This is a genomic window from Serratia quinivorans (genome assembly GCF_946227985.1).
Classification (GTDB): domain Bacteria; phylum Pseudomonadota; class Gammaproteobacteria; order Enterobacterales; family Enterobacteriaceae; genus Serratia; species Serratia quinivorans_A.
Genome location: NZ_CAMKGL010000007.1, coordinates 88326 through 110055 on the forward strand (window position 1 = coordinate 88326; position 21730 = coordinate 110055).

Genomic DNA, 21730 nt, shown 5'->3' on the forward strand with positions numbered 1-21730 from the left:
GCACAAGGAGATAAAGCAGTGAGCGGTTATTTTGACAATATTCTCAGCGATGACGAGGCCCAGCGTCTGGATCTGGCGTTCGAGACTCTGGGTGTTCGGGCGGAGGACGCCAGTCAGCCATTGAGCGAAGCGGAAGAGCTGGCGTGGTTTATGCACCAGCAGCGGGGCGATGGCAGCAGCCAGCAGGCAATGGCCTGGCGCCTGGGTGGCGAGCCGGATATCGGCCGTTTGGTTAGCGCGTTGGAAGCCCTGATGCGGCTGATGCCGGAACTGGACGTTCGTTATGACTTTGATGATGAACAGGGTTTACGCAAACTGCGGGGTAGCGCGACGCTGAACCCAGTGAGTATTCAGGCGGTCACTGGCCAGCAACAGGCGGTTAGCCGTTTGCTGCAGGCGCAGGCCACTCCTCTCGAACTGGCGCGAGTAGCGCCGATACGTTTTCTGCTATTCACCGGCACCGGTGCAATATTAGGCGTAGTGGCGCACGATATTTTGGCCCCAACCCTGTCCTGTCGGCAATTATTGACCACGCTGTCGGCGCTGTATAACGGCATTGAGCCGACGCCGAGTTTTGCCATCATTCCTCCGGTGGCGACCCTGGCGGAAGCCACCGAGCTGGTGCTGCCATGGCCGCGCCAGGCGACGGCCCTGCGGGATCACCAGACATCCGTCCCTCAGGATGCGCTTTTGGCTCAGGCTGGGGTGCGTATAGCGACCCGCGTAGCGCGCAAAATCTTGCCGGCTGCAGACAACCCCGCGACGCTGCTGGCGGCGATTGCCGTGCGTTTTGGTCGCTTTATCAGCGCCCAGTCCGGCGGGCAGCCGGTGCAACTGAGTGTGCCGCAGGGCGATGCGCAGCAGGCGAGCGGTCTGGATACCTGGATGAGCACTGCGCAGCTAAACCGCCTGACCCTGGGGCCTGTGGATCCAGAGGCGGAAAGTCGCCTGCTGGCACAGCAAACGGCGGAAGTGGCTAATCCCCAGCTGGCCCAACTGTTGGTGACCTGGCTGGCGGACTCGTCGGTGGCGTTGCAGCTTGACGGTGTCAGCGCCGAACGGCTGTTGCTGCCACCACTGCATACGCCGTTTGAAATGGTGCTGGCCCTGAGCCTGCCGGATCCGGACTCGGTGGTGCTGGAACTGGTTACGGATCCCCGCTTAACTCCGCATGCCGCGCCTTTCCTGCTGGAACAGTTTGTTGCTTTCCTCGCCGGACGGTTAATAACGGCGGCGCAGCTTCCTGCCGCTAAACAGCCGTCAACCTTGTCCGAGAGCGTTTTGGCGACGGAACACGCGCAGGCCGAGAATGCAGATATTGCCCAACTGATCCTGGCGGAATTCCGTGACGCACTGGTTGCGCCGGAGATGACCGCCGATGAAGATTTCTTCGATCGCGGCGGGCACTCGCTGGTGGCTACGCGTGTTATTGGCCGTTTACTCAGCCTGCACCGTATCGAACTCAACATTAACGATCTCTTCAGCCATGCCACAGCCCGAGGTTTGTCGGTTTACGCCAAACGTCAGGTCGCTGCCGCCCCGGTCGTGCAGGAACTTGCCACGCTGCGGCAGGACGACGTCATACAGGCACCGTTGTCGCTGGCACAGCACTCTCTGTGGAAAGTTTATGAGGCGTTTGGCCACGACGAGATCTTCAATCTGCCATTCGCCATCTGTTTCCTCGATCCGGTGGATGAAACCGCGCTGCGTCAGGCGTTTATCGACGTGATGACCCGCCACAGCGTATTGCGCTCGCTGTTTATCGAACGCCAGGGCGAGGTATATCAGCAGGTGGTGCCAGCCACTGGCTTGCTGGATTACGGCTGGTTCCATTTCTCCGATGAAACACCGGCCGGTGATGCCAGTGAGTTGTTGGCCAGGGCGGGGGATCATCGCTTTGACCTGACCGCCGAGCTGCCGCTGCGTGCTACCTTCCTGCGGGATGCGGCCACCGGTCAGCAGTTGCTTTCGCTGCTGTTCCACCATGTGGTGCTCGACGAGTGGTCGCTGAACCTGATGATGGACGAATTGGGGGTTGCCTATCGCCAGCGTGTGGCGGGGCAAGCGCCGCAGTGGAAAAGTGACGTGCCGCAGTTTCATGCCTTTGCCCGGCGGCAGCAGGCGGGCGGCGTAGTACAGCAACACCTGGATTACTGGCTGGATAATCTGCGCGACGCGCCGGTCGGTCAGCCTCTGTTCCAGCAGGAACCTTCACACCATCCTGCGGTACCGGCCGAGGCCGACGTTGACGGCGGCTGGCTGGAGTTCGACGTCGATCCGGCGGTGGCCGATGGGCTGTACGCGCAGGCCAGAAAGAACAACGCCTCACTGTTCAACGTGGTCTACGCCGGTATTACCTCGGCCCTGCGCCTGCTCGGCGGCCCGGCGGATCTGCTGGTAGGCACTTCCACTTCCGGGCGTAACGACGCCGAGTATTTCGACACCATCGGCTACTTCACCACTGTGGTGGTGCACCGGATACGTTTCGCCGAACAACTGACGGTGGCGGGCCTGATTGATCAGGTTAAAAACACCATCAACGGTTCCATGCCCTACACCGATATTCCCATCGATCTGGTGGAGGAAGGGCTGTTTGGTGTTGATGCCGATCGCAAGAATCACATGTTCGAAGTGTTCATTCAGATCCACAGCCGCATCAAGTTGAATGGGGCATTTACCCTGCAGGATGGCAGCAGGGTGGCCTACCGTCAGGTCGAGCCGGAGAAAACCGCGTCGCTGCTCGGTCTGCAGTTTGAAGTGATGGAAGAAAACCTAGACGGCGTGAAATCCCTGCGCGTAATGATGACCTATCGCACCGATCACTACACCGCGCAACAGGCAGAGCTGATCGCCGGCAGCATTCAGCACGTGTTTTCACATTTTGCCCAGTTGGCCGACGGGGACATGCCGCTGGCCACCCTGCCGCCGGTACCACGGCAATGACGCTGTTCACCCTAACTGACTTTATTACTTTCATGGAGATAAACGGATGTCTGGAAATTTAGGAACACCCCGCGCTTTACTGTCATTGTTGATCGCCACGTCGCTGGTGGTGGCCGGTGCGGCACAGGCCCGTGATGCCGGGATTAAGCCAGAAGATATCAAGCGTCAGCCGTTGTCGTCGGCGGTGGTGGAAATGGCCTTCAGCCCAAGTCAGCAGGCGCTGTTTGTCAGTGCACCGGACTGGAAGGAAGAGGCGAAATCCCGCGTGCTGCGTCTGGATCCGGCCACGCTGGCGGTGCAGGCGGAGGTCCCGTTGCAGGTGAAAGGCTTCGGCGTGGCACTGGATGATGCCGGGCATCGGCTCTATCTGACACAGGGGTTCAACGGTTCGGTCGGCGTGGTCGACACCAGCACTAACCGTGCACTGGCCAGCATCCCCGTGACCGAAAAGAGCATGTTGGAAAAAACCTACAAAGACGCCGGTATCAGCGGTAAACGGCTGGCGTTTCTGCTTGAGGAGCTTAAGCGCTTCAAGATAACTGAAGACTATCAATACCGCATCCGCGAGGTGAAATATGATGCGCAGACCGGTCGCTTGTTCCTGCCGGGGCTGGGGTTCGGGGTGGATAGCGTGCTGTTTGTGGTGGATACCCGTAACAAAAAACTGGAAAAAACGATCCCCGGTTTTGGCTACAACGCGGTAGGGATCACCATAGATGAAAAAGGACGGCGCGTATTTGTTTCTAACATGCAGGGGCAGTTGATCACCTTGAATGCCGACACGCTGGCGATCACCTCCACCAAAGAGATCCAGGCGGATCAGTTGCTGAATTTGGTGTATGACGGCAAGAACAACCGTTTGTTAGGCGTGGATCAGGGGATCGATCGCGATAACTATCGCAACACTCATCTGGATCGCGACTACGTGAAGCGCAGCAGTGGTCACCGGGTATTTTCCCTGGACGCGGACAGCGGCAAGGTTTTGGCCAGCGAACTGACCGATGAAGTGCCGATCGGTCTGCTGCTGGACGATCGTAACCAGCGGCTGTACGTCGCCAATCGCAAAGGGATCCGCGTTGATCACGGCACCGGCACGCTGACGGTGTTTGATGCGAAGACGCTTAAACGCCTGCAAACGCTGGATTTGCCGCCGCATCCAAACAGCCTGGCACTGGATACCAGTAACAATGTGCTGTTTGTAACGGTGAAAAATGACGGTGCCAGCACCAAAGCCGGCAAACCGGAAAGCGTGGTGCGTATTCAACTGCCTAAAAACTAGCTTTATCCTGCTGCGTCGGTGAAGGCTGACGCAGCATATTCCCGCCCGCCCCAAGCTTCAGAACGATCGGCATACACATTCTGTGCTTCCTGGCCGCCAATGAGATTGATCCCCGCAGCAACCCAGAACTACACTGCGTGGTAGAAGGCTATCACCGTTCCCCCGATGTTATATCCGCCAGAAACACCAATGAAGGACACCCCATGAATCATTTTCGACCCGTTGCACTGGAACATGCCAGCCGTTTACTTAACCATGGCCCGACGGTGTTGATCACCAGCAGAAGTCAGGATGGGACACGCCGCAATGTGATGGCGGCCGCTTGGTCGATGCCGGTTGAATTTACGCCGCCGCGAATTGCCATCGTGGTCGACAAGGGGGCGCATTCACGGCAGATGATTGAGCAGAGCGGGGTGTTCGGCATCTGCATTCCGGCAGCCATGTTTATCGATACCACCTATGCGGTGGGCAGTATTTCGGGGCAGGAAGTGGAGGACAAGTTTTCCCGCTTCAATATTGCCACCTTCTCCAGCGCCCAGTTGAATGTTCCCTTGATAGAACAGGGTTGCGTGGCCTGGCTGGAGTGCCGTCTGTTGCCGGAAAGTGGCGCGCAGCAAAAATATGACACTTGCTTTGGTGAAGTGGTCGCCGCCGCCGCAGATGAGCGGGTGTTTCAGGGGGGCCGCTGGAACTTTGCCGACGCCGATCCGCAGTTACATACCATCCATCATCTGGGAGCCGGCAATTTTATTCGCAGTGGCGATACCCTGCGGGCAAAAGAGCTGTAAATCATGCCCCGAGACTCGCCCCCACGGCATGCCGGCGGGTAAGTTTTCCACAGTCGAGTTGTCGCTGTTCAATCACTGGCATTAATAATCGCGATCGGTGGGGGCGGGTTAATATCCCGCCCTGAGCATTTCATCGCGTAATAAATCGATAATTGCCGGCTCTATATGAGGGAACTTGCGTTTAATCTCTGCGATGGCTTCTGCCACGGAAGGGGCGGCAAAGCGACCGGAGAATGGCAGCAGGGGAAGACTGGCATCGCTGTCCGGGAATTCACCGCTGATGGTGCCGGTGATGATGTCCGCTCTCTTTTCCGCAGTGAAGTCGTATTCGCCAATGTTTTTGTTAATCGGTGTCATTTTAACCTCGGTATAGGATTTCCTGGTGCTGTTACGCACCGTTCAACGCCTTCTTTTAAGCATAGAACCTGAGTCAGAGAATACCACCGAGCGCCTGGCCCACGCTTTTGATATGGGTCAATTCCACATAAACATAAGGTAATAAAGCCTGGCCTTAAGCCAGTAATTTGATTATAAACACCGGCGTTAGGGATAATGTTCTCATCTGAATTGGAGTATTTATGTTGGCTAGAATTAATCGGCTGCTTGCCGGTGCGTTATTGGTGTTACTGCTTCCTGCCGCCGCGGGTGCGGCAGATTACCGAGCGGGCGAACAATACACCCGCCTGGATAAACCGGCCGCTTCGGCCCCTGCGGTGGTGGAGTTCTTCTCCTTTTATTGCGGGCCGTGCTATCAGTTTGCCGAGACTTACCATGTGGGCAGCACCGTCAGCCAGGCATTGCCTGAGGGCACTAAACTGACCAAATACCACGTTGGCCTGATGGGTAAGCTCGGGAATGAGCTGACCGAAGCCTGGTCGGTGGCGATGGTGATGGGCATCGAGGATAAAATCGAAGGCATGCTGTTCGACGAGCTGCAAAAGAAGCGTGCCATCAACAGTGAACAGGATATTCAGCGGGTGTTTGCCGCTGCCGGTGTTGATGCGGCCACCTATGAAAATGCGCGTCACAGCCTGCTGGTGAAAGGCATGATCGCCAAACAGAATGAAGCGGTCAAAGCGCTGGACGTGCGCGCCACGCCATCGTTTTATGTTTCCGGCAAGTACAAGATCGACAATGCCGGTATGGCGAGCCAAAGCGTTGACGGCTATGCCAAAGAGTACGCCGCCGTGGTCCACTATCTGCTGACCACCCAGCCTTAAGCATTCCCTCTTATGCTTGTAAACCCGGCTGCGGCCGGGTTTTTCATATCGGGTGGCTCAAGACGCAATCTGTGATCTCGGCGCCAGATCCCGGTTCCGTCATTGCTTGTATGTTATCGGGTTGTTATGTTGATTTTCTGTTCAACGCCGGCAGTGCTTGTCGGTGATGTTTGAAGGGGGAAAGCATGGCAATTTCCGCACAGGTCAGGGAGTCCGGCTTCGAGGAGTGGTTGGCAAAAATCAACTCCGCCTGCGGCCGGTTTTGCGCCAGGACATTGGGGCCTGGCTTTAGCGGTGCTATGCAAGAGTACCGCGCCCACGCGCTGCGCCTGAGCGTGGTGGATGCCGCTCAGACCCGACTGTATCGTACCCAACAGGAGATTGCCCGCAGCGACGGTTCGCACTTTTTCACGGTCTTTCAGCTACGTGGCAGCTCATTGATGGAGCAGGACGATCGGCAGGCGGTGTTGTCCGCCGGTGACGTCACGTTAATCGACGCTTCGCGCACCAGCAGCTTTACCTTTCAACAAGACTCTCGCCAAATTTCATTGCTGATGCCTCGCAGCTATCTTGAGCAGTCTGCATCCGATGTACAGTGCGTGCGGCGGCTTGATGCACAAAGCAGCGTGGTGCGCCTTAGCCGGCAACTGGTGCTGGGGTGTATGCAGGACTCACAGATGAGCGCTCCAGAGAGTGAGGCGATATTGAACGCGGTTGCGACGCTGTTGCGTCCGGCGCTGGTCGATCGCGTGGTGGGGGAAGACAGCCCTCCGCGCAGCTTTAGCCGTACACTGGCGTTTATCGATACGCATATTCAGTCGCCGCAGTTGCGGCCGGAGTGGATCGCCGATGAGCTTGGCGTTTCGGTGCGCAGTCTTTATCGGATGTTTGCTCGCCAGGGACTGGTGGTGGCGCAATATATCAAGCACCGCCGTCTGGATTTGTGCGCGCAGGCATTACGCCGCGCACCGGAGCGACAGAAACTGGCCACTGTCGGCTATGACTGGGGCTTTAGCGATCACAGCCACTTTTCCACCGCCTTCAAAAGCCGCTTTGGCGTTTCGCCGAGCGAATACCGCAAGCAGTATCAATAGCGCCATCTGCGGCGCTATTGATGATTAAAGCGCTCTTTAGTAGCGAATACACACCGATTTGGATTCGGTATAGGCATCCAGCCAGTCCGGGCCGAAGTCGCGGCCGCTACCCGATTGTTTAAAGCCGCCGAAAGGCATGTTGGCGTCGATCAACGTATGGGTGTTGACCCAGACCGTACCGGCCTGAATGCGGGGGGTATAAGCCATTGCTGCCTGCAGGCTGGTGGTCCACAGGCTGGCGGTCAGGCCGTAATCGGTGTCGTTGGCTTTGCTCAGTGCTTCTTCGGCGTCCGCCACCCGGATCAGATTCACCACCGGGCCAAACACTTCTTCGCGTGCCAGATTCAACTTATCATCCGGGTTAATCACCAGCGTCGGCGGAATATAGAACCCTTGCGAGTCCGGCCCGGCTGCGCCGCTGATCAGTTCCGCATGTTTGGATCTGGCGTCGTCCAGATAGGCCGCGACTTTATTACGGTGATCGCTGGAGACCAGCGGGTTGATCTGCGCGTTGACATCCATGCCCGGCCCGACGGTCAGCGATTTCACCGCCTGCTCGAACCCGGCGACCAGGCTGTCGTAGATCGGTGCTTCAATATAAATCCGCGAACTGGCGGCGCACACCTGGCCCTGATTGAGGAAGCTGCCCGCCATCAGGCCTTCGATAACCTGTTGTAGGTCCGCGTCTTTCAGCACGATGGCCGGGTTTTTACCGCCCAGTTCCAGCGTAACGCGGGTCAGACGATCTGCTGCCGCACGCGCGATGCCTTTACCCACCGGTGTGGAACCGGTAAAACTCACTTTGGCGATCAGCGGGTGTTCTGTCAGTGCCTTGCCACAGCCGGTGCCTTTGCCGGTCACCACGTTAAATACGCCCGGCGGTATACCGGCTTCGGTAGCCAGTTCTGCCATGCGCAGCAGGGTGAGCGGGGTGGTTTCTGACGGTTTGATGACGATAGAGCAGCCCGCTGCCAACGCCGGCATCACCTTCCACATACCGATCATCAGCGGGAAGTTCCACGGCACGATTCCGGCTACCACACCAATCGGCTCTTTACGGGTATAGACCTGATATTTGGCACCCGGCGGCATCGGGATCGACACGTCCAGCGTCTGGCCGGTGATTTTGGTGGTCAGCCCGGCGGTATAGCGCATCCAGTTCAGCGTGCAGCCGACCTCGAACATGCGGGCAATATTGATCGATTTGCCCTGTTCCAGCGTTTCCAACTGGGCCAGTTCTTCGGTGTGTTGTTCAAGCAGGTCGGCATAACGCAGTAAAATGCGCTCGCGCTCGGCGGGTAAACGTTGGGCCCAGACTCCGGAGGTGAAAGCCTGATGGGCCGATTGCACGGCACGCGCGACGTCCTGTGCATTGGCGTCGGCGGTGGAGGAAATTTGTTTTCCGTCAGCGGGGTTATATACCGCCAACCGATCTTCGGCACTGGACTCGCACCATTGGCCGTCAATATACAGCCCATGATGACGATCGAGAAAACGCGAAACGCTGTCCATCACTGCTAGGATGTTGTCAGGCATACGCCCTCCTGTCAGACAAAAAAGGTCGTACCCTTAATTATTGAAGCTACATCTGTGTTGGCTTCTCTCACTCACCCGAATCACTTACTTGTGTAAGCTCATCGCGATTCACGCGCTAGCCGCCTTGATGTAGCTCCAATTATTTTGGGTAAATCGTTAACCTTAAAAGTCTACAGCAGGCCCGGCGGCACGACTTTTGTCTGCCTGACAATCGGTTTGCTCTGCGTGACATAACGGCTGACTGAGTCAGCCGTTAATCGGCGGGATCAGGAGCTGAGGGTCGCCAGGCGGGTGGCGAAGCCGAGGAACAGCAGGCCAATCAGGCCATTGCCCAGTTTTGCCAGGCCTTTCTTATGGTTGAAGAAGTGCGCCAGCATCGCGCCGGAGAAAATCAGCGTGGTCATATAGATAAAGCTGACCGATTCGAGGATCAACGCCAGAATGGTGAACGACAGACCGGTGTGGGCATAGTTGAAGTCGATAAACTGCACGAAGAACGACACATAAAACAGGATAGCTTTCGGATTGGTCAGGCTGAGCGTCAGCGATTTGCGCAGAATGCTGTGGCTGCCTTCAATCTGTTGATGCTGCTCGGCATTCTTCTGGATAAAGGTGGCGTAGAGAATCTTGGCACCCAGGAACAGCAGGTAGATCGCGCCGAGAAAACGCACCAGGGTAAACAGAAACGGCGTGGTGCGGATCAGCGAAGCCACGCCGATATAGGCGCAGAAAATCAGGATAGCATCACCGATAAACACGCCCAGCGCGGCGGTATAGCCGGCCCGCACACCGCGTGTTACGCCGGTTTTCAATACATACAATGTATTCGGGCCCGGCAGGATGATGATAAAAACCACCCCGGCCAGATAGGTCCAAAGATTCAGGACGCCAAAACTTTCTAACACAATAACCTCTCCATGCGCGGAACTGACAGCCAATAACACTGGCTACACCCGTAGCCGGGCGCGATCCTAACGCCGCGGGGGCGGGTTGGCAACGTAATAAACTTCATGTTGATTACCGTGTTTCGCCATCAGTTGCGCGCAGGCAGACAGGGGTTATGGCTTACGTGCCAGCAGCGTGGCGAAACGCAGCGAAATACGATTACCGGCGGCATCGGTTTTGTGCAGTTGGCCAACCTCTTCGTTGTACTTAAGCACTTCCCAACCGGCGTAATACTCTTTCAACTCACCCGGTTTAAAAGTGAATGGGAAGGGCAGGCTGCAAGGGTAATCCGGGGTATCCATTGCCGCGACGATCAGGTTGTAACCGCCGTTGACCGTGCTGTCCTGCATGTTTTTCACCAGCCGCGGGATCTGCGCCGGGTTGAGGAACATCAACACCACGGTAGAAAGGATAAAGTCGTATTCGCCGCTGAAGCTGTGGGTATTGAGATCCTGCACGCTGGCGCGAAGGTGCGATAAGCCTTCTCTGTCGATGATGCCGTTGAGATTATCGACCGATGGGCCGTGCTTGTCCCAGGCGGTGACGTCAAAGCCTTTCAGGTTGAGATAAAGCGAGTTGCGTCCGCCGCCACAGCCCAAATCCAGCGTCTTGCCGGGCGCGATCTGCTGGACGGCCTCAATCACTTCGGAGTGGGTACGCGTCAGTTGGTATTTCTTGTGATAGTAATCTTCCGGCGAGCAATAGAAAGCCAGTTGGCAGGTCATATCATCGGAGAATGAAACGATGCGATGCCATTGCTGCGGCTCGATAAACGGCGGTTGGCTCTCGGGGCTGAACTGCCAGGTTTCGGTGGTTTCACCCTCTTCAGTCATCAACGCGAAGGTCAATGTTCCGCTCAGCAGCCTGAGTTTGGCCCAGGTACCGCTTTGGGTGTTGTGCTTTTGCTGGAAGCTCTTTGGTAGCGTAGTGCTGTTCCACTCCGGCAGGGTTTTATAACAAAGCAGTTCGTTCATCTATCACTCCTCGGGTTCTGCGTTGCCGCATCGCTATTTTATATGTTGCATATAAAATACATGTTTATAGTGGCTTTGAACATGCCTGAGATCATCAAAGCGGATTTTCCTGGTGGCCGTACGAGAGGATTGGCATATTTAAACTGGATCGCGGCCCCAGCCTGGGCTAACGTCAGTGGAGTTTATGCTAAAAGGTCAGGGAAAAGATGCTAATTCGCCATTTTATCAAGCCATTGAGCCTGGGTGCACTGTTGGTGTTGGCCGGTTGTAGCACCAAAACCACGACCACTACGCCGGTACAACGTCCGGCAGACGTCAAAGCCCAACTGGTGCGGTTAATGCCGGCCAATACCGCCGATCGTCAGGGGTGGGCCACCGATATCACCGCCGCTTTTGCCGCGCAGGGTATTGAACCCAGCGACCAGAACCTGTGTTCGGTGCTGGCCGTCACCGAGCAGGAATCGACCTTCCAGGCTAACCCGCCGGTGCCGGGGCTGCCAAAAATCGCCTGGAAAGAGATCGACCGCCGCGCCGACCAACTGCATATCCCCAATTTCCTGGTGCACACCGCCCTGATGATCAAATCGCCGAACGGCAAGAGTTACAGCGATCGGCTCGATAAGGTGCGCACCGAAAAAGACCTGAGCGATATTTTTGATGACATGATTAATTCGGTGCCGATGGGGCAAAAGCTGTTTGGCAGCCTGAATCCGGTGCATACCGCCGGGCCGATGCAGGTGAGCATTGCCTTCGCCGAAGCCCATGCCAAAGGCTACCCGTACCCGATTGACGGCACGATTCGTCGTGAAGTGTTCAGCCGCCGTGGCGGCATGTATTTCGGTATCGCTCACCTGTTGGGCTATCCGGCCAACTACAGCCAACCGATTTACCGCTTTGCCGACTTCAATGCCGGTTGGTACGCCAGCCGCAACGCGGCCTTCCAGAGCGCAGTCAGCCGGACGACAGGTATTCCATTGGCGCTGGACGGCGATGTGATTAACTACGGTACCGACAAGCCGGGGACCACCGAGCTGGCGGTACGCACCCTCGGCCAGCGTTTGAATATGAGCGACTCGTCGATTCGTCGGGCGCTGGAGAAGGGCGATTTGCCGGAGTTTGCCGACACCGACCTGTATGAGCGAGTCTATGCCCTGGCGGAGAAATCCACCGGCAAGAAACTGCCACGGGAAATGCTGCCGGGCATTCAACTGGAAAGCCCGAAAATTACCCGCAAGTTGACCACCGCCTGGTTTGCCAAACGGGTGGATGAGCGGCGCCAACGCTGTATGACGCGCGCCTCGGCGGGTTAAACCTGCGGGGTGCTGATAAACGCAGGATGCCGTTCGGCCTGAGCGGCAAATGCCGCCAGCGTCGGGTGGTTATCGGCGCTAATCTGCCCGGGCAGCATGAGTTGAGTGAAGCTCCAGGCCACCGCTACGCTGACCTCTGCACTGCCCATAACCTGTGGTGCAGTCACGGCTTGCGCCAACTGTTTTTCCAGTTCGACGTAGGCCGCCAGCAGTTGGCCCTGAACGCGATCCAACCAAGGCTGATGTTGTTTCTCTTGCGGCCGTAGCTGTTGCTCATAAACGATTTGCACCGTTTTTTCGCAGGCGGCCAGCGCCAGGCCATTCAGTTGCAGGGCATGCAGTCGTGCTGCGCTCTCGGCTGGCAGCAGAGCCTTACCGCTGGGGGCGATGCCGGCGGCGTATTCCAGGATCAGTGAAGAGTCCATCAGGATTTGATCGTCGGCCAGCACCAGCGTCGGGGCTTTCACCACCGGGTTAATGGCTTTGAATTGCTCAAAACCGCTGAATACCGAAATTGCGCGGTGCTCAAACTCGAGCTCCAATAATTTCAGACAAATTGCCACCCGGCGCACATAGGGTGAATCCAGCATGCCAATCAGTTGCATCATGTTCTCCTGGGCCTATTCGCCCGATTTAAGTGAATGAATAAACGTCACCAGCCGTTGGGCTACCGTTTCTGGTGCGTCTTCCATTAAAAAATGCCCCGCCTGAGGGATCACCTGCAGCCTGGCACCGGGAATATCGCTCTGCAAACGGTAGGCGTAACTGACCGGTTGCCACTCATCGTTCTCACCCCACAGGATTTGCACCGGCAGACGTAGCTCAGGTAAGCGCAGGGCGAAGTCCTCAGTATAGCGGGCGTCATAATGGGCGATTTGATGCTGATAAAATGCCGGTTGGCCGACCACGCCGACAATCGGCGCCAGATAGTGCTGCAATAGCTCTCCTGACATCCGCGACTTGTTGAACACCGCCATTTTCAGTTGGCGAGCCAGGGTTTGCTCATGCTGTGAGGCGTCCATGACGGCGTACTGATGATAATTATCGCGGATGCCGCGCCAGCTTGGCGAAGGCCAGGAATCATAACTGCAAATATCCGCGATGGTCAGGGAGCGGAAACGTTCGGCATGCCCAAAAGCCGCGCGCAGCGACAATGCGCCCCCAATATCGTGACCAAACACATGGGCGGAATTCAGTTGCCAGTGGTCCAGCAGGGCGATCAGTAATTCCGCTTGGGCGGCAATGGAGGTATCTGCCGACAATGGGCGTTCTGATGCGCCGTAACCCAGCAAATCGTAGAGATGGACTCTAAAGCCCGCCGCCGTCAGGCTTGGCAGCAAATCCCGCCAGATTATCGCGTGGGCAGGGGTGCCGTGTACCAATACCAGGGGGGCGCCGGTACCATGTATGCCGGTGGCAATACGATGGCCATCGACAATAACTTGCTGATTAAGCACAGATGTTAAGCCATTCATGTTGATTATCCGGTTGCCGTGTTGTACGCAAACCATACTGATCGTCTTCCTATGACGCCAATGACAAGTTATGGTGGTTAAATCCAATTTTTGTCATGAGGCGTCTATGAACCAGCGCTTATCCATTGATGCATTGCGGGCGCTGCAGAGCGTTATCGACACCGGCAGTATGACGCGTGCGGCACAACAGCTAAATCTCAGCCAGTCGGCGGTAAGTTGGAAAATCAAACGGCTGGAGGAGCAGTTGGGGCGCACGCTGGTCAATCGTCAGGGCATGACGTTGACCGCCACAGCGGATGGCGAGGCCCTGTTGTCGCATGGACGGCAGATTCTGCAGGCGCACGATCGGGCACTGGCGCATTTCTCCCCCTCGTTATTGCAGGGCAAGGTGCGTTTTGGCGCCACGGAGCAGATGTCTTTACCGCAGTTGGCGGCCTTGCTGGCGGCATTCACCCACCAACACCCGCAGGTGGATGTGCAGTTGGTCATCGAGCAAAGCCAGGTGCTGCGTAACGCACTGGATCAAGGGACGCTGGATCTGGTGCTGCATCAACAGTTTTGCGATGCGCTGAGCGCGGAAGATATGGTGCTGGCAACGGAGCGTATTCACTGGTGTGTGCCACCGGGTTGGCGCTATCAGCCGGGGGATAGCGTGAAGCTGGTAAGTTACGGACCTGATTGTTTTTACCGCCGCCTGGCGCAAGAGCGCCTGAGCGCCGCGGGTATTGCCTGTCAGGTGTCGGTGGAGTGCCCGTCGGTGGCGGGGATGTTGGCGGCCATCTCTGCAGGAATGGGCGTGGGGTTACTCAATCAGCAGTCTGTCGATCGGCGAGTGCAGATCGAGGCCAACTTTGAGCGCAGGCTGCCTTTGCCGACAGTGGCGCATGCCTTGCGCCTGGGAGCCAAGAGGCAACACCCGCTACTGCAAACCTTGCAGCAGCAGGTGGTACAGGTTTTGGGAAAATCCGCCGTTACCTGAGCAACGGCGGAGGGAGGCTGATGGGGCTAAGCGCGGCGCGGGTTGGTCAGGCCGAAGTTAAAATTATTGCAGCGGTTGCAGAACTCCTTCATCACCGGCGGCGTGTCCATCATCGGCACCTTTATTTCGATAAAGGTCAATTGATCCTGCCGTGAGGCGTGCTCCAGCGCCAACTCCAGCTGTTGGGTGGTTTCTACCGCCACGCAATACGGTGTCGCCTGGGTGTTGAGCACCGCCGGCAGCTTGGCGTAGTCCCACGGCCCAATATCGTTGTACGACGAATTTTCGCCGAGAATGTAACGCTCGATGGTGTAACCGTCGTTATTAATCAGGAAGATAATCGGTTTCTGATCGTAACGCAGCAGGGTGGAAACTTCCTGCGCGGTAAGCTGGAACGAGCCATCGCCAATAAACAGCAGGTGCCGACGTTCCGGTGCGGCCATCATGGTACCCAGCAGCGCCGGCAGGGTATAACCGATCGAACCCCAAATGGGCTGATTGACCACGTTGACGCCATCCGGCATTCGCATGCCGCCAATCGCCGCGCCCGAGGTGCCGTTTTCTACCACCAGTACGTCATCGGCCCGAATAAAGCGTTGCAGGCGCTGCCATAAATAGGCCTGATCGATGGGGGTTTCGCCCGGCGTCGCCAGCCGATGGCGTACTTCGGGTAGCGCGGCCGGCTGATGGTCTGCCACGCCTTCACCCAATGCCAGCAGCGCCTGCAGCAGATCTGCCGTCGCCACTGCCGGATAAGACGTCTCGCCCAGCTTCACTGAAAATGGCTGAATATCGATTTGCGCGTCGGCCGGGATGCGATGCGAGAAATAGCCGGTGGTGGAGTCCACCAGCCGTACGCCGAAGCTCAACACGCAGTCTGAGTGCGCCATGTGTTCAAAGAGTTCGGGGCGTGACAGGTTACCGCTGTAACCGCCGATCCAGCCCGGCGTGGTTTCCGGAATAATACATTTGGCCGTTGGCATGTTGGTGAGCGGGATGGCGAATTTATGTGCCACGTCGATCACTAATTGCTGTAGCTGAAAACGGTCCACCATTTGGTCGACCAGAATAATCGGTTTTTTTGCCAGTTTGATTCGCGCAAGCAACGCCATTGCTGCCAGTTGAACATTATATTTGTCGCTGGCGGGTAATTGCGGTGGTGCCACCGCCTGAGTGATTTCAATTTCTACATCACAAATATCGGAAGGCAATTGCAAATAAACCGGTTTCTTTTCCGTCCAGGCGCGGGAAATAACGCGGGGGATTTCCACCGCCGCATTTTCGGGCGTAATTAATGCCTGGGCGACGGTGAATTGTTTAAAACAGTTCATCACGTTATCAAAGTTACCGTCCGCCAGCGTGTGGTGCAGCAGCAGGTGATTTTTCATTGCATGCAGCGGCGGGGTACCGGACAGACAGACCACCGGGGCCGATTCGGCGTAGGCACCGGCAATGCCGGACAGCGCGGCCAGGTCACCGACGCCGTAGGTAGTGATTAGCGCTCCGGCACCTTTTAGTCGTGCATAGCCATCGGCTGCGTAGGAGGCATTGAGTTCATTACAGTTGCCGATGAACTCAAGATTGTCATCCTGTTCAATCAGTTCCAGCAGCGCCAAATTATAGTCGCCGGGTACGCCATAAATACGATCGATGTTCAGGGTGCGGAGCTGTTGCAGGATAAAGGCTCCAATAGTGATTTTCATGTATTTCTCCGGATTTCTTATCTTTCTTTTATCAGGCAGAGAACGGCACAATTAATTGCCGGTGATGTTGTGTAACGAATCATGAAATAACGCTGGGCCCTGTAGGCTGGGCTTCGCTGGTTAGCTTTAACAATTATTTAAACTATCGGCTTGTTCAAGTTGCGGTGGCGGTATCGTGGGGCGGTGGCTTGTATTCGCGGGTTTACGTTGTGCTGATGCTGCATGAATTGTGTGGATATTACCGGTGGTATTTTTCATCGAATGTAATAGATATGTAAAATCTGGCTTGTGTAGCCAGATCATGGGGCACGGGTTACGCACCCGGTACTTTTGCCTGCTGATTAAATGACTCCCTGCCATCCGCCTGTTATTGGTGGCTCGGGCCACTATTGCAGCGATGTAACTGCATATTTACAGCAGCTCTGCACGGCAAGGGCCTTAGTTTGGCAGGATCGTCGATAAAGCGGCTTTTCAGTAGCGATTAAAAACGTGACCGCCGTTACATTTGCTTGCCGGAAGGGAGTAAACATTTCACTACACCCAGCGCAGAAAAGAAGTTTTACCGCATGCCGCATAGCCGCCAGCACTTGCTGCCGTGGCGGCGCGATTGCGGAGTTTTCTGACAGACGCTGCCCTGAGGGAAGGGTAGCCTGAGCGCCCAAAATCGGCTCTCTTCCCTGATGGCGACTAAACTTAACCAAGTGACAACAGGGGGCAGAAACAGGCTGGATAAATAAGATACAGCTTGATCTTGATGGGGCAATCGGTAAGAATCCTCGGCCTTATTTTTTACAGGAATTTATGATGTTTTTTAAACGGACTATTTTGGCTTGCACAATGGCGTTGCTATTTCCTGCACTACCTTCTTACGCTGAGGTTGGTGCAGAAAATAGCAACGCCACGCAGGCTGAAAAGCCGGGTCTGTGGCAGCGTTTCACCAGTAACGTGGCGGAAACCTGGAACAACTCTCCGAATAAAGACCTCTATGTGCCGGCAATTACCTGGCACAACCGTTTGACTTACAGTCAGGAAAAAATCGACTCGTACAACGAGCGGCCGTGGGGCGGTGGCTATGGTATCTCGCGTTACGACAGCGACGGCGACTGGCATGGCCTCTATATGATGGTATTCAAGGATTCGTTCAATAAGTGGGAACCGATCGGCGGTTACGCTTATGAGAAGATCTGGCGGCCGCTGGAGGACAAGGATTTCCGCCTTGGCCTGGGCTTTACCGCCAGCATCACCGCGCGAGATAACTGGAATTACATTCCTATCCCGGCACCCTTGCCGTTGGCCTCTATTGGCTACAAACAACTGACCTTCCAGGCCACCTATATTCCCGGTACCTACAATAACGGGAACGTGTTCTTTGGCTGGTTCCGCTGGCAGTTCTAATCACCGGCGGGTCGTTCGATCTGCCCCCTGTTGCTGATTATTCAGCCAAAAAATTACCTGAATTCCGAAAAAATTGCGGCGCGATCGGTTAAAAGGAACTTGTCGCCGGTGGTGGCGTCCGAAGATGTGAACCAGCGCATTGCGCTTATTGCAGCGGATAGACCCGCCTGATTTCTCCTGCCGCACAGGGCAATGGAAGCAGGCAGGAATGGCGAGATAACAGGAGTTTTACCCCCATGAACACCAAGCAACGTTTACTTTTGGCACTGACATTGACCACCGCTATGGCCTGTGGCGCGGCTCAGGCTGCCGGACTGATGGATTCTCTCAGCAGCGCCGCCGGTGAACTGAGCAAGTCAGGCGACAGCACTGGCGGCACTTCACTGTCCTCGCTAACCGGCCTGTTGAATGGCGGTGATAAAGCGCTGAGTTCCAACAGCATGACCAATGCCGCCGGCATCCTGCAGTACTGTGTGAAAAACAACGTATTGTCAGGTAACAGCACTGAAGCGGTACAGGACAAGTTGTTGAGCAAGCTGGGTATCAGCAGCCCTGAGAATGCCAAGAGCCAGGACTACCAGCAAGGGCTGGGCGGTCTGTTGCAAACCGGCGAAGGCAAGAGCCTGGATCTGAACAGTCTGGGCACCTCGCAAATTACCGAGAAAGTGAAGCAAAAGGCCTGCGATCTGGTACTGAAGCAGGGCGCATCCTTTATTTCCTGATAGCGTAAACGGCGGTTAACCAGAGTTACCGCCGTTTTAATTGGTATAAGCTGAAAACATGAAAAAAATTCTGATGATCTCGCTGTTCGCAGGGATGGCGATGCTACAGGGCTGCACCATGAACTCCAACGATGCGCCACCCCCACCCAAGATGAAACCGATCGGCATGGCTAATCCGGCAGACGTTTATTGCACCGAGATTGGCGGCAAATTGAATGCCAAACAAAATACCAACGGCCAGTATTCCACCTGCACCCTGCCTAACGGCCAGGAAATTGAAAGCTGGGAACTGTTTCGCCGCGATCACCCGGTGAAGAAATAAGCGCTCAGGTTAAAACTCACGATCGCTGATCGGCTGGAGCCTCACGCTGCCGTCCGTTTGCGGGGTTAGCGGCAGACGCCAATTCTGCTGACTGCTGAGGGTGAAAGGCCGGGAGCGGAAGTTACAGCCGCTTTTGATATTTCTGATCTTCAGGACATATTCGCCGGCCGGATTGGTTTTGAGATTGAAACTGCCTGCCGCGGGAATAAATACTTCGGCCAGCTGTTGCGGCTGGCCGGGTGTTTCCAGTTTGACCAACACCGGAAAATCGTTGTTTTGATTGTCCAGCGTCAGTTGCTGCAGGCGCCCGTTGGCCTGGTGTTCCGCCTGGTGCAGGAAACCGGCTGAGGTTGGCCAGGGTCGTCCAGCATTGTCATGCAGGGGGCCACCGCACTGTTCGCGTGCCTCGCGCAGCGGCATTTCACGCTGGATAGCCCGGTTGTAATCAGTGGGGATGACCGAGACAAACTCATCGTCATTTTGATGAGCACGCAGATAGCGTTTGGCGCTGAACACCCCAACGGCGATCAGCATAAAGAAGATAAAAATCGTCAGGCGACTCCTGAAAATCCCCCCAAACAGCCTGACCGGCAACTGAAACAGCCACTTCACTATTTTTGACAGCATCTTTTTCCCTTAGCGCCCAAGCCGTTACGTTCTGCGGTAACGTTGCTTGCCTCAGTATAGCCAAATCATTCGGGCTGAGGAGATCGTCTGATGAAATTCCCGTGTTTACCCGATCCCTTCTTCCAGCAACGGCAGCAGTAAATGTCCACCACGACGGCAACCACAAAACCCGCCAGCCCTGTTCTCGAATTATTTGTACGTTTATGCACACTTGTGTACATTCATGATCACTTGTTCGCCACCGAGAGACAGAATGTCCAAACTGCTTCCCAACCAACGCCATGAAGCGATCCTGACCCTGCTGCAGCAACAGGGGCAGGTGCTGGCGGTCGAAATGGCCGAGCGGCTGAACACGACCGAAGCCACCATTCGGCGCGATCTGCGTCAGTTGGCGGCTAAAAACCTGTGTAAGCGCATTTATGGTGGCGCACTGGCAGCGACACCGGCAACCGGGCCGATTAGTACACGACTGCATTTGAGCGGTGATGAGAAACAGGCGTTGGCGTTGGCCGCACTGGCATTGATCAAGCAGGATCAGGTGATTTTCCTCGATGCCGGCAGCACCCACCTTTACCTGGCCGATTTGTTGCCATCTGACCAACGGCTGACAGTGGTGACCAATTCGCTGAGTATCGCCGCTAAGATGCTGGAAAGACCGGGGATCCGCACTATTTTAATCGGCGGTGAGCTGGATGCCGACATCGGTGGTTGCGTGGACGCTAAAGCGGTGCAGGAAATTGACGGTTTTCATTTCGATATCGCCTTTACCGGCATATGCGCCTATGAGCCGGGCAGCGGTTTTTCGGCGCTGAATTATCAGGATGCTCAGTTCAAAAAACGCCTGCTGACGCGTTGCGGAAATGTGGCGGTGCTCTGTACCGGCGACAAACTTAATACCTATGCCCCTTACAGCTTCCTCGATGCCAGCCGCGTTGATTATTTGGTGACGCTTCCCGGCAGACATCCACAGCTCGAACAGCAGGTGACCCACAGCGGTGGCAAGGTGTTGTACAGCGATTTCCCTATTGGAGAGTGAAATGAAAATAGCCCATGTTGCCCTGTGGACCCGTGACATTGATGCGCAGGTGGCGTTCTGGCAGCGTTACTTCAACGGCGTGGCCGGAGAATTGTACGTCAGCAAGAATCGCCCGGGTTTTGTTTCCCGTTTTGTCAGCCTGGCTAGCGGCCCAACGCTGGAGATCATGAGTTTGCCGGTGTTGCTGTCGGCGGAGCAGGCCAATGAGCGAGTAGGTTGGGCGCATATTGCGCTGTCGGTTGGTGACGAGAACCTGGTCGATCAACTGGCGCAGCGCGCGCAACAGGAAGGGATCCTGCAAGCGCCGCCGCGCTGGACCGGCGATGGTTTTTACGAAGCGATCATCCGCGATCCGGACGGTAACGCCATCGAAATTACCGGTTGATCACTCTTCTTCGATAGTCGCGAACTGTTGCGCCAGATAGTCGAGCAGTAGCCGCACCGCTGGCAATAGCCCACGGCGTGACGGGTAAACCGCATGCACCACGCCGCCCTGCGGCTGCCAGCCGGGTAACAGTTGTACCAATTCCCCACGCAACATGTCATCGCGCATCATCATCGACGGCAGTTGTACAATACCGGCGCCGGCAATCGCCGCGGTCCGCAACATCAGCATATCGTCGGTGACCAGCCGTGGCCTGTGTTCCCATTCCGCTTTCACGCCGTCCGGCCCGGTCAATTGCCACAAATGTTGTGCACGCGCAGGCCCGAGATCGAGCGTGGGGTATTTATGCAGATCCTCCGGTCGTTGCACCGGCCCGAGGGTGCGTACCAATGCCGGGCTGGCGGCGACACACCAGGTACGTTGCGCCAGGATCTTCAGTACCAGATCGCTGTCTTCCAGCGGCGGTGGCCGCACGCGGATCGCCAGATCCAGCCCTTCACCTACCACATCTACCCGACGGTTGGTGGCGTCCAGATGCACCGTGACTTTCGGGTAATCGGCCATAAAGGCTGCCACCATACTGCCGACTCGGGTATGCAGGATCGCTACCGGGCAAGACATGCGCACCGTGCCGCAGGGTTCGGCGCGGGTTTGTTCGATGGCCTGCTGCGCCGCATCGGCTTCCACCAGCATCGCCTTGCAGTGTGCGTAGTAATTCAGCCCCACGTCGGTGACGGAAAAACGCCGCGTTGAGCGCTGTATCAGGCGTACGCCCAGGCGCTCTTCCAACAGCGCCACGCGGCGGCTCAGTTTGGACTTGGGAATACCCAGCGCACGACTGGCAGGGGCGAATCCCTGATGGTCGACCACGCTGGCGAAATAAAACAGATCGTTCAAATCAGTGAACATCGGCTGTCCTTATCGTTCCATATATAGAACGCTGAGTGTACATCTTGCCTACTACTGCAGCAAATGGCATTGGATTAAACTTCTGGCA

General features: G+C 56.3%; 21 protein-coding genes. 12 read left to right on the top strand and 9 right to left on the bottom strand.

Translation table 11 applies throughout. The features are described from left to right. Positions 1 to 18 precede the first annotated feature (18 nt). From OCH02_RS17550 to OCH02_RS17560, 3 genes are all read left to right on the top strand, one after another. The gene (locus OCH02_RS17550; protein WP_261432296.1) at positions 19 to 2943 is read left to right on the top strand and encodes a condensation domain-containing protein; all 2925 of its coding nucleotides are present in this window, start codon (positions 19 to 21) and stop codon (positions 2941 to 2943) included. A 46-nt stretch (positions 2944 to 2989) separates the two neighbouring features. After that, the gene (locus tag OCH02_RS17555; RefSeq protein ID WP_261432297.1) at positions 2990 to 4222 is read left to right on the top strand and encodes a YncE family protein; all 1233 of its coding nucleotides are present in this window, start codon (positions 2990 to 2992) and stop codon (positions 4220 to 4222) included. A 203-nt stretch (positions 4223 to 4425) separates the two neighbouring features. After that, on the top strand, positions 4426 to 5010 hold the full coding sequence (locus tag OCH02_RS17560; RefSeq protein WP_261432298.1) for a flavin reductase family protein: 585 nt from the start codon (positions 4426 to 4428) through the stop codon (positions 5008 to 5010). A gap of 108 nt (positions 5011 to 5118) precedes the next feature. On the opposite strand, the gene OCH02_RS17565 is transcribed toward OCH02_RS17560, so the two are convergent. Further along, positions 5119 to 5367, bottom strand: a complete 249-nt coding sequence (locus OCH02_RS17565) for a hypothetical protein (protein ID WP_261432299.1) — start codon at positions 5365 to 5367, stop codon at positions 5119 to 5121. 221 nt (positions 5368 to 5588) lie between these two features. Between OCH02_RS17565 and OCH02_RS17570 the strand changes: the two genes are divergently transcribed. Continuing rightward, positions 5589 to 6230, top strand: a complete 642-nt coding sequence (locus OCH02_RS17570) for a DsbA family protein (protein ID WP_261432300.1) — start codon at positions 5589 to 5591, stop codon at positions 6228 to 6230. A 185-nt stretch (positions 6231 to 6415) separates the two neighbouring features. After that, positions 6416 to 7324: a transcriptional regulator FeaR gene (gene feaR, locus OCH02_RS17575; RefSeq protein ID WP_261432302.1), complete on the top strand. Its 909-nt coding sequence runs from the start codon at positions 6416 to 6418 to the stop codon at positions 7322 to 7324. Positions 7325 to 7360: 36 nt separating this feature from the next. Here the strand turns inward: feaR and OCH02_RS17580 are convergent, their stop codons facing one another. From OCH02_RS17580 to tehB, 3 genes are all read right to left on the bottom strand, one after another. Further along, positions 7361 to 8860 carry an aldehyde dehydrogenase family protein gene (locus OCH02_RS17580; RefSeq protein ID WP_261432304.1) on the bottom strand — a complete coding sequence of 500 codons (1500 nt, stop codon included), beginning with the start codon at positions 8858 to 8860 and terminating at the stop codon, positions 7361 to 7363. A gap of 266 nt (positions 8861 to 9126) precedes the next feature. Then, on the bottom strand, positions 9127 to 9765 hold the full coding sequence (gene leuE / locus OCH02_RS17585) for a leucine efflux protein LeuE (RefSeq protein ID WP_261432306.1): 639 nt from the start codon (positions 9763 to 9765) through the stop codon (positions 9127 to 9129). 153 nt (positions 9766 to 9918) lie between these two features. Beyond that, entirely contained in the window at positions 9919 to 10779 is an 861-nt protein-coding gene (gene tehB, locus OCH02_RS17590; RefSeq protein ID WP_261432307.1) for an SAM-dependent methyltransferase TehB, read from the bottom strand. 206 nt (positions 10780 to 10985) lie between these two features. Between tehB and OCH02_RS17595 the strand changes: the two genes are divergently transcribed. Further along, positions 10986 to 12089: a DUF1615 domain-containing protein gene (locus OCH02_RS17595; protein ID WP_261432308.1), complete on the top strand. Its 1104-nt coding sequence runs from the start codon at positions 10986 to 10988 to the stop codon at positions 12087 to 12089. Here OCH02_RS17595 and OCH02_RS17600 read toward each other — a convergent pair. Beyond that, entirely contained in the window at positions 12086 to 12694 is a 609-nt protein-coding gene (locus OCH02_RS17600; protein ID WP_315899230.1) for a glutathione S-transferase, read from the bottom strand. The genes OCH02_RS17595 and OCH02_RS17600 overlap by 4 nt on opposite strands. Before the next feature lie 15 nt (positions 12695 to 12709). Further along, complete coding sequence (locus tag OCH02_RS17605) at positions 12710 to 13564, bottom strand: alpha/beta fold hydrolase (protein WP_261432311.1); 855 nt, start codon at positions 13562 to 13564, stop codon at positions 12710 to 12712. Between the two features lie 70 nt (positions 13565 to 13634). Here OCH02_RS17605 and OCH02_RS17610 point away from each other — a divergent pair, with 70 nt between their 5' ends. Then, positions 13635 to 14543 (top strand): LysR family transcriptional regulator, encoded by a 909-nt coding sequence (locus OCH02_RS17610; RefSeq protein WP_261432313.1) that lies wholly within the window; start codon positions 13635 to 13637, stop codon positions 14541 to 14543. A 26-nt stretch (positions 14544 to 14569) separates the two neighbouring features. Here the strand turns inward: OCH02_RS17610 and OCH02_RS17615 are convergent, their stop codons facing one another. Beyond that, entirely contained in the window at positions 14570 to 16246 is a 1677-nt protein-coding gene (locus OCH02_RS17615; protein ID WP_261432314.1) for an alpha-keto acid decarboxylase family protein, read from the bottom strand. 801 nt (positions 16247 to 17047) lie between these two features. Between OCH02_RS17615 and pagP the strand changes: the two genes are divergently transcribed. From pagP to OCH02_RS17630, 3 genes are all read left to right on the top strand, one after another. Next, positions 17048 to 17641, top strand: coding sequence for a lipid IV(A) palmitoyltransferase PagP (pagP, locus tag OCH02_RS17620; protein ID WP_261432315.1), 594 nt, complete (start codon positions 17048 to 17050; stop codon positions 17639 to 17641). A gap of 236 nt (positions 17642 to 17877) precedes the next feature. Continuing rightward, on the top strand, positions 17878 to 18363 hold the full coding sequence (locus OCH02_RS17625) for a DUF2501 domain-containing protein (RefSeq protein ID WP_261152654.1): 486 nt from the start codon (positions 17878 to 17880) through the stop codon (positions 18361 to 18363). 58 nt (positions 18364 to 18421) lie between these two features. Beyond that, positions 18422 to 18685, top strand: a complete 264-nt coding sequence (locus OCH02_RS17630; RefSeq protein ID WP_261432316.1) for a DUF333 domain-containing protein — start codon at positions 18422 to 18424, stop codon at positions 18683 to 18685. Positions 18686 to 18694: 9 nt separating this feature from the next. Here OCH02_RS17630 and OCH02_RS17635 read toward each other — a convergent pair whose 3' ends face one another. Then, positions 18695 to 19312: a hypothetical protein gene (locus OCH02_RS17635; RefSeq protein WP_261432317.1), complete on the bottom strand. Its 618-nt coding sequence runs from the start codon at positions 19310 to 19312 to the stop codon at positions 18695 to 18697. 253 nt (positions 19313 to 19565) lie between these two features. Here OCH02_RS17635 and OCH02_RS17640 point away from each other — a divergent pair, with 253 nt between their 5' ends. Beyond that, entirely contained in the window at positions 19566 to 20348 is a 783-nt protein-coding gene (locus tag OCH02_RS17640; RefSeq protein WP_261432318.1) for a DeoR/GlpR family DNA-binding transcription regulator, read from the top strand. A 1-nt stretch (position 20349) separates the two neighbouring features. Then, the gene (locus OCH02_RS17645) at positions 20350 to 20733 is read left to right on the top strand and encodes a VOC family protein (RefSeq protein WP_261432319.1); all 384 of its coding nucleotides are present in this window, start codon (positions 20350 to 20352) and stop codon (positions 20731 to 20733) included. Here the strand turns inward: OCH02_RS17645 and OCH02_RS17650 are convergent, their stop codons facing one another. Then, positions 20734 to 21642, bottom strand: coding sequence for a LysR family transcriptional regulator (locus OCH02_RS17650; RefSeq protein WP_261432320.1), 909 nt, complete (start codon positions 21640 to 21642; stop codon positions 20734 to 20736). It abuts the gene before it with no gap. Between the last annotated feature and the right edge of the window lie 88 nt (positions 21643 to 21730).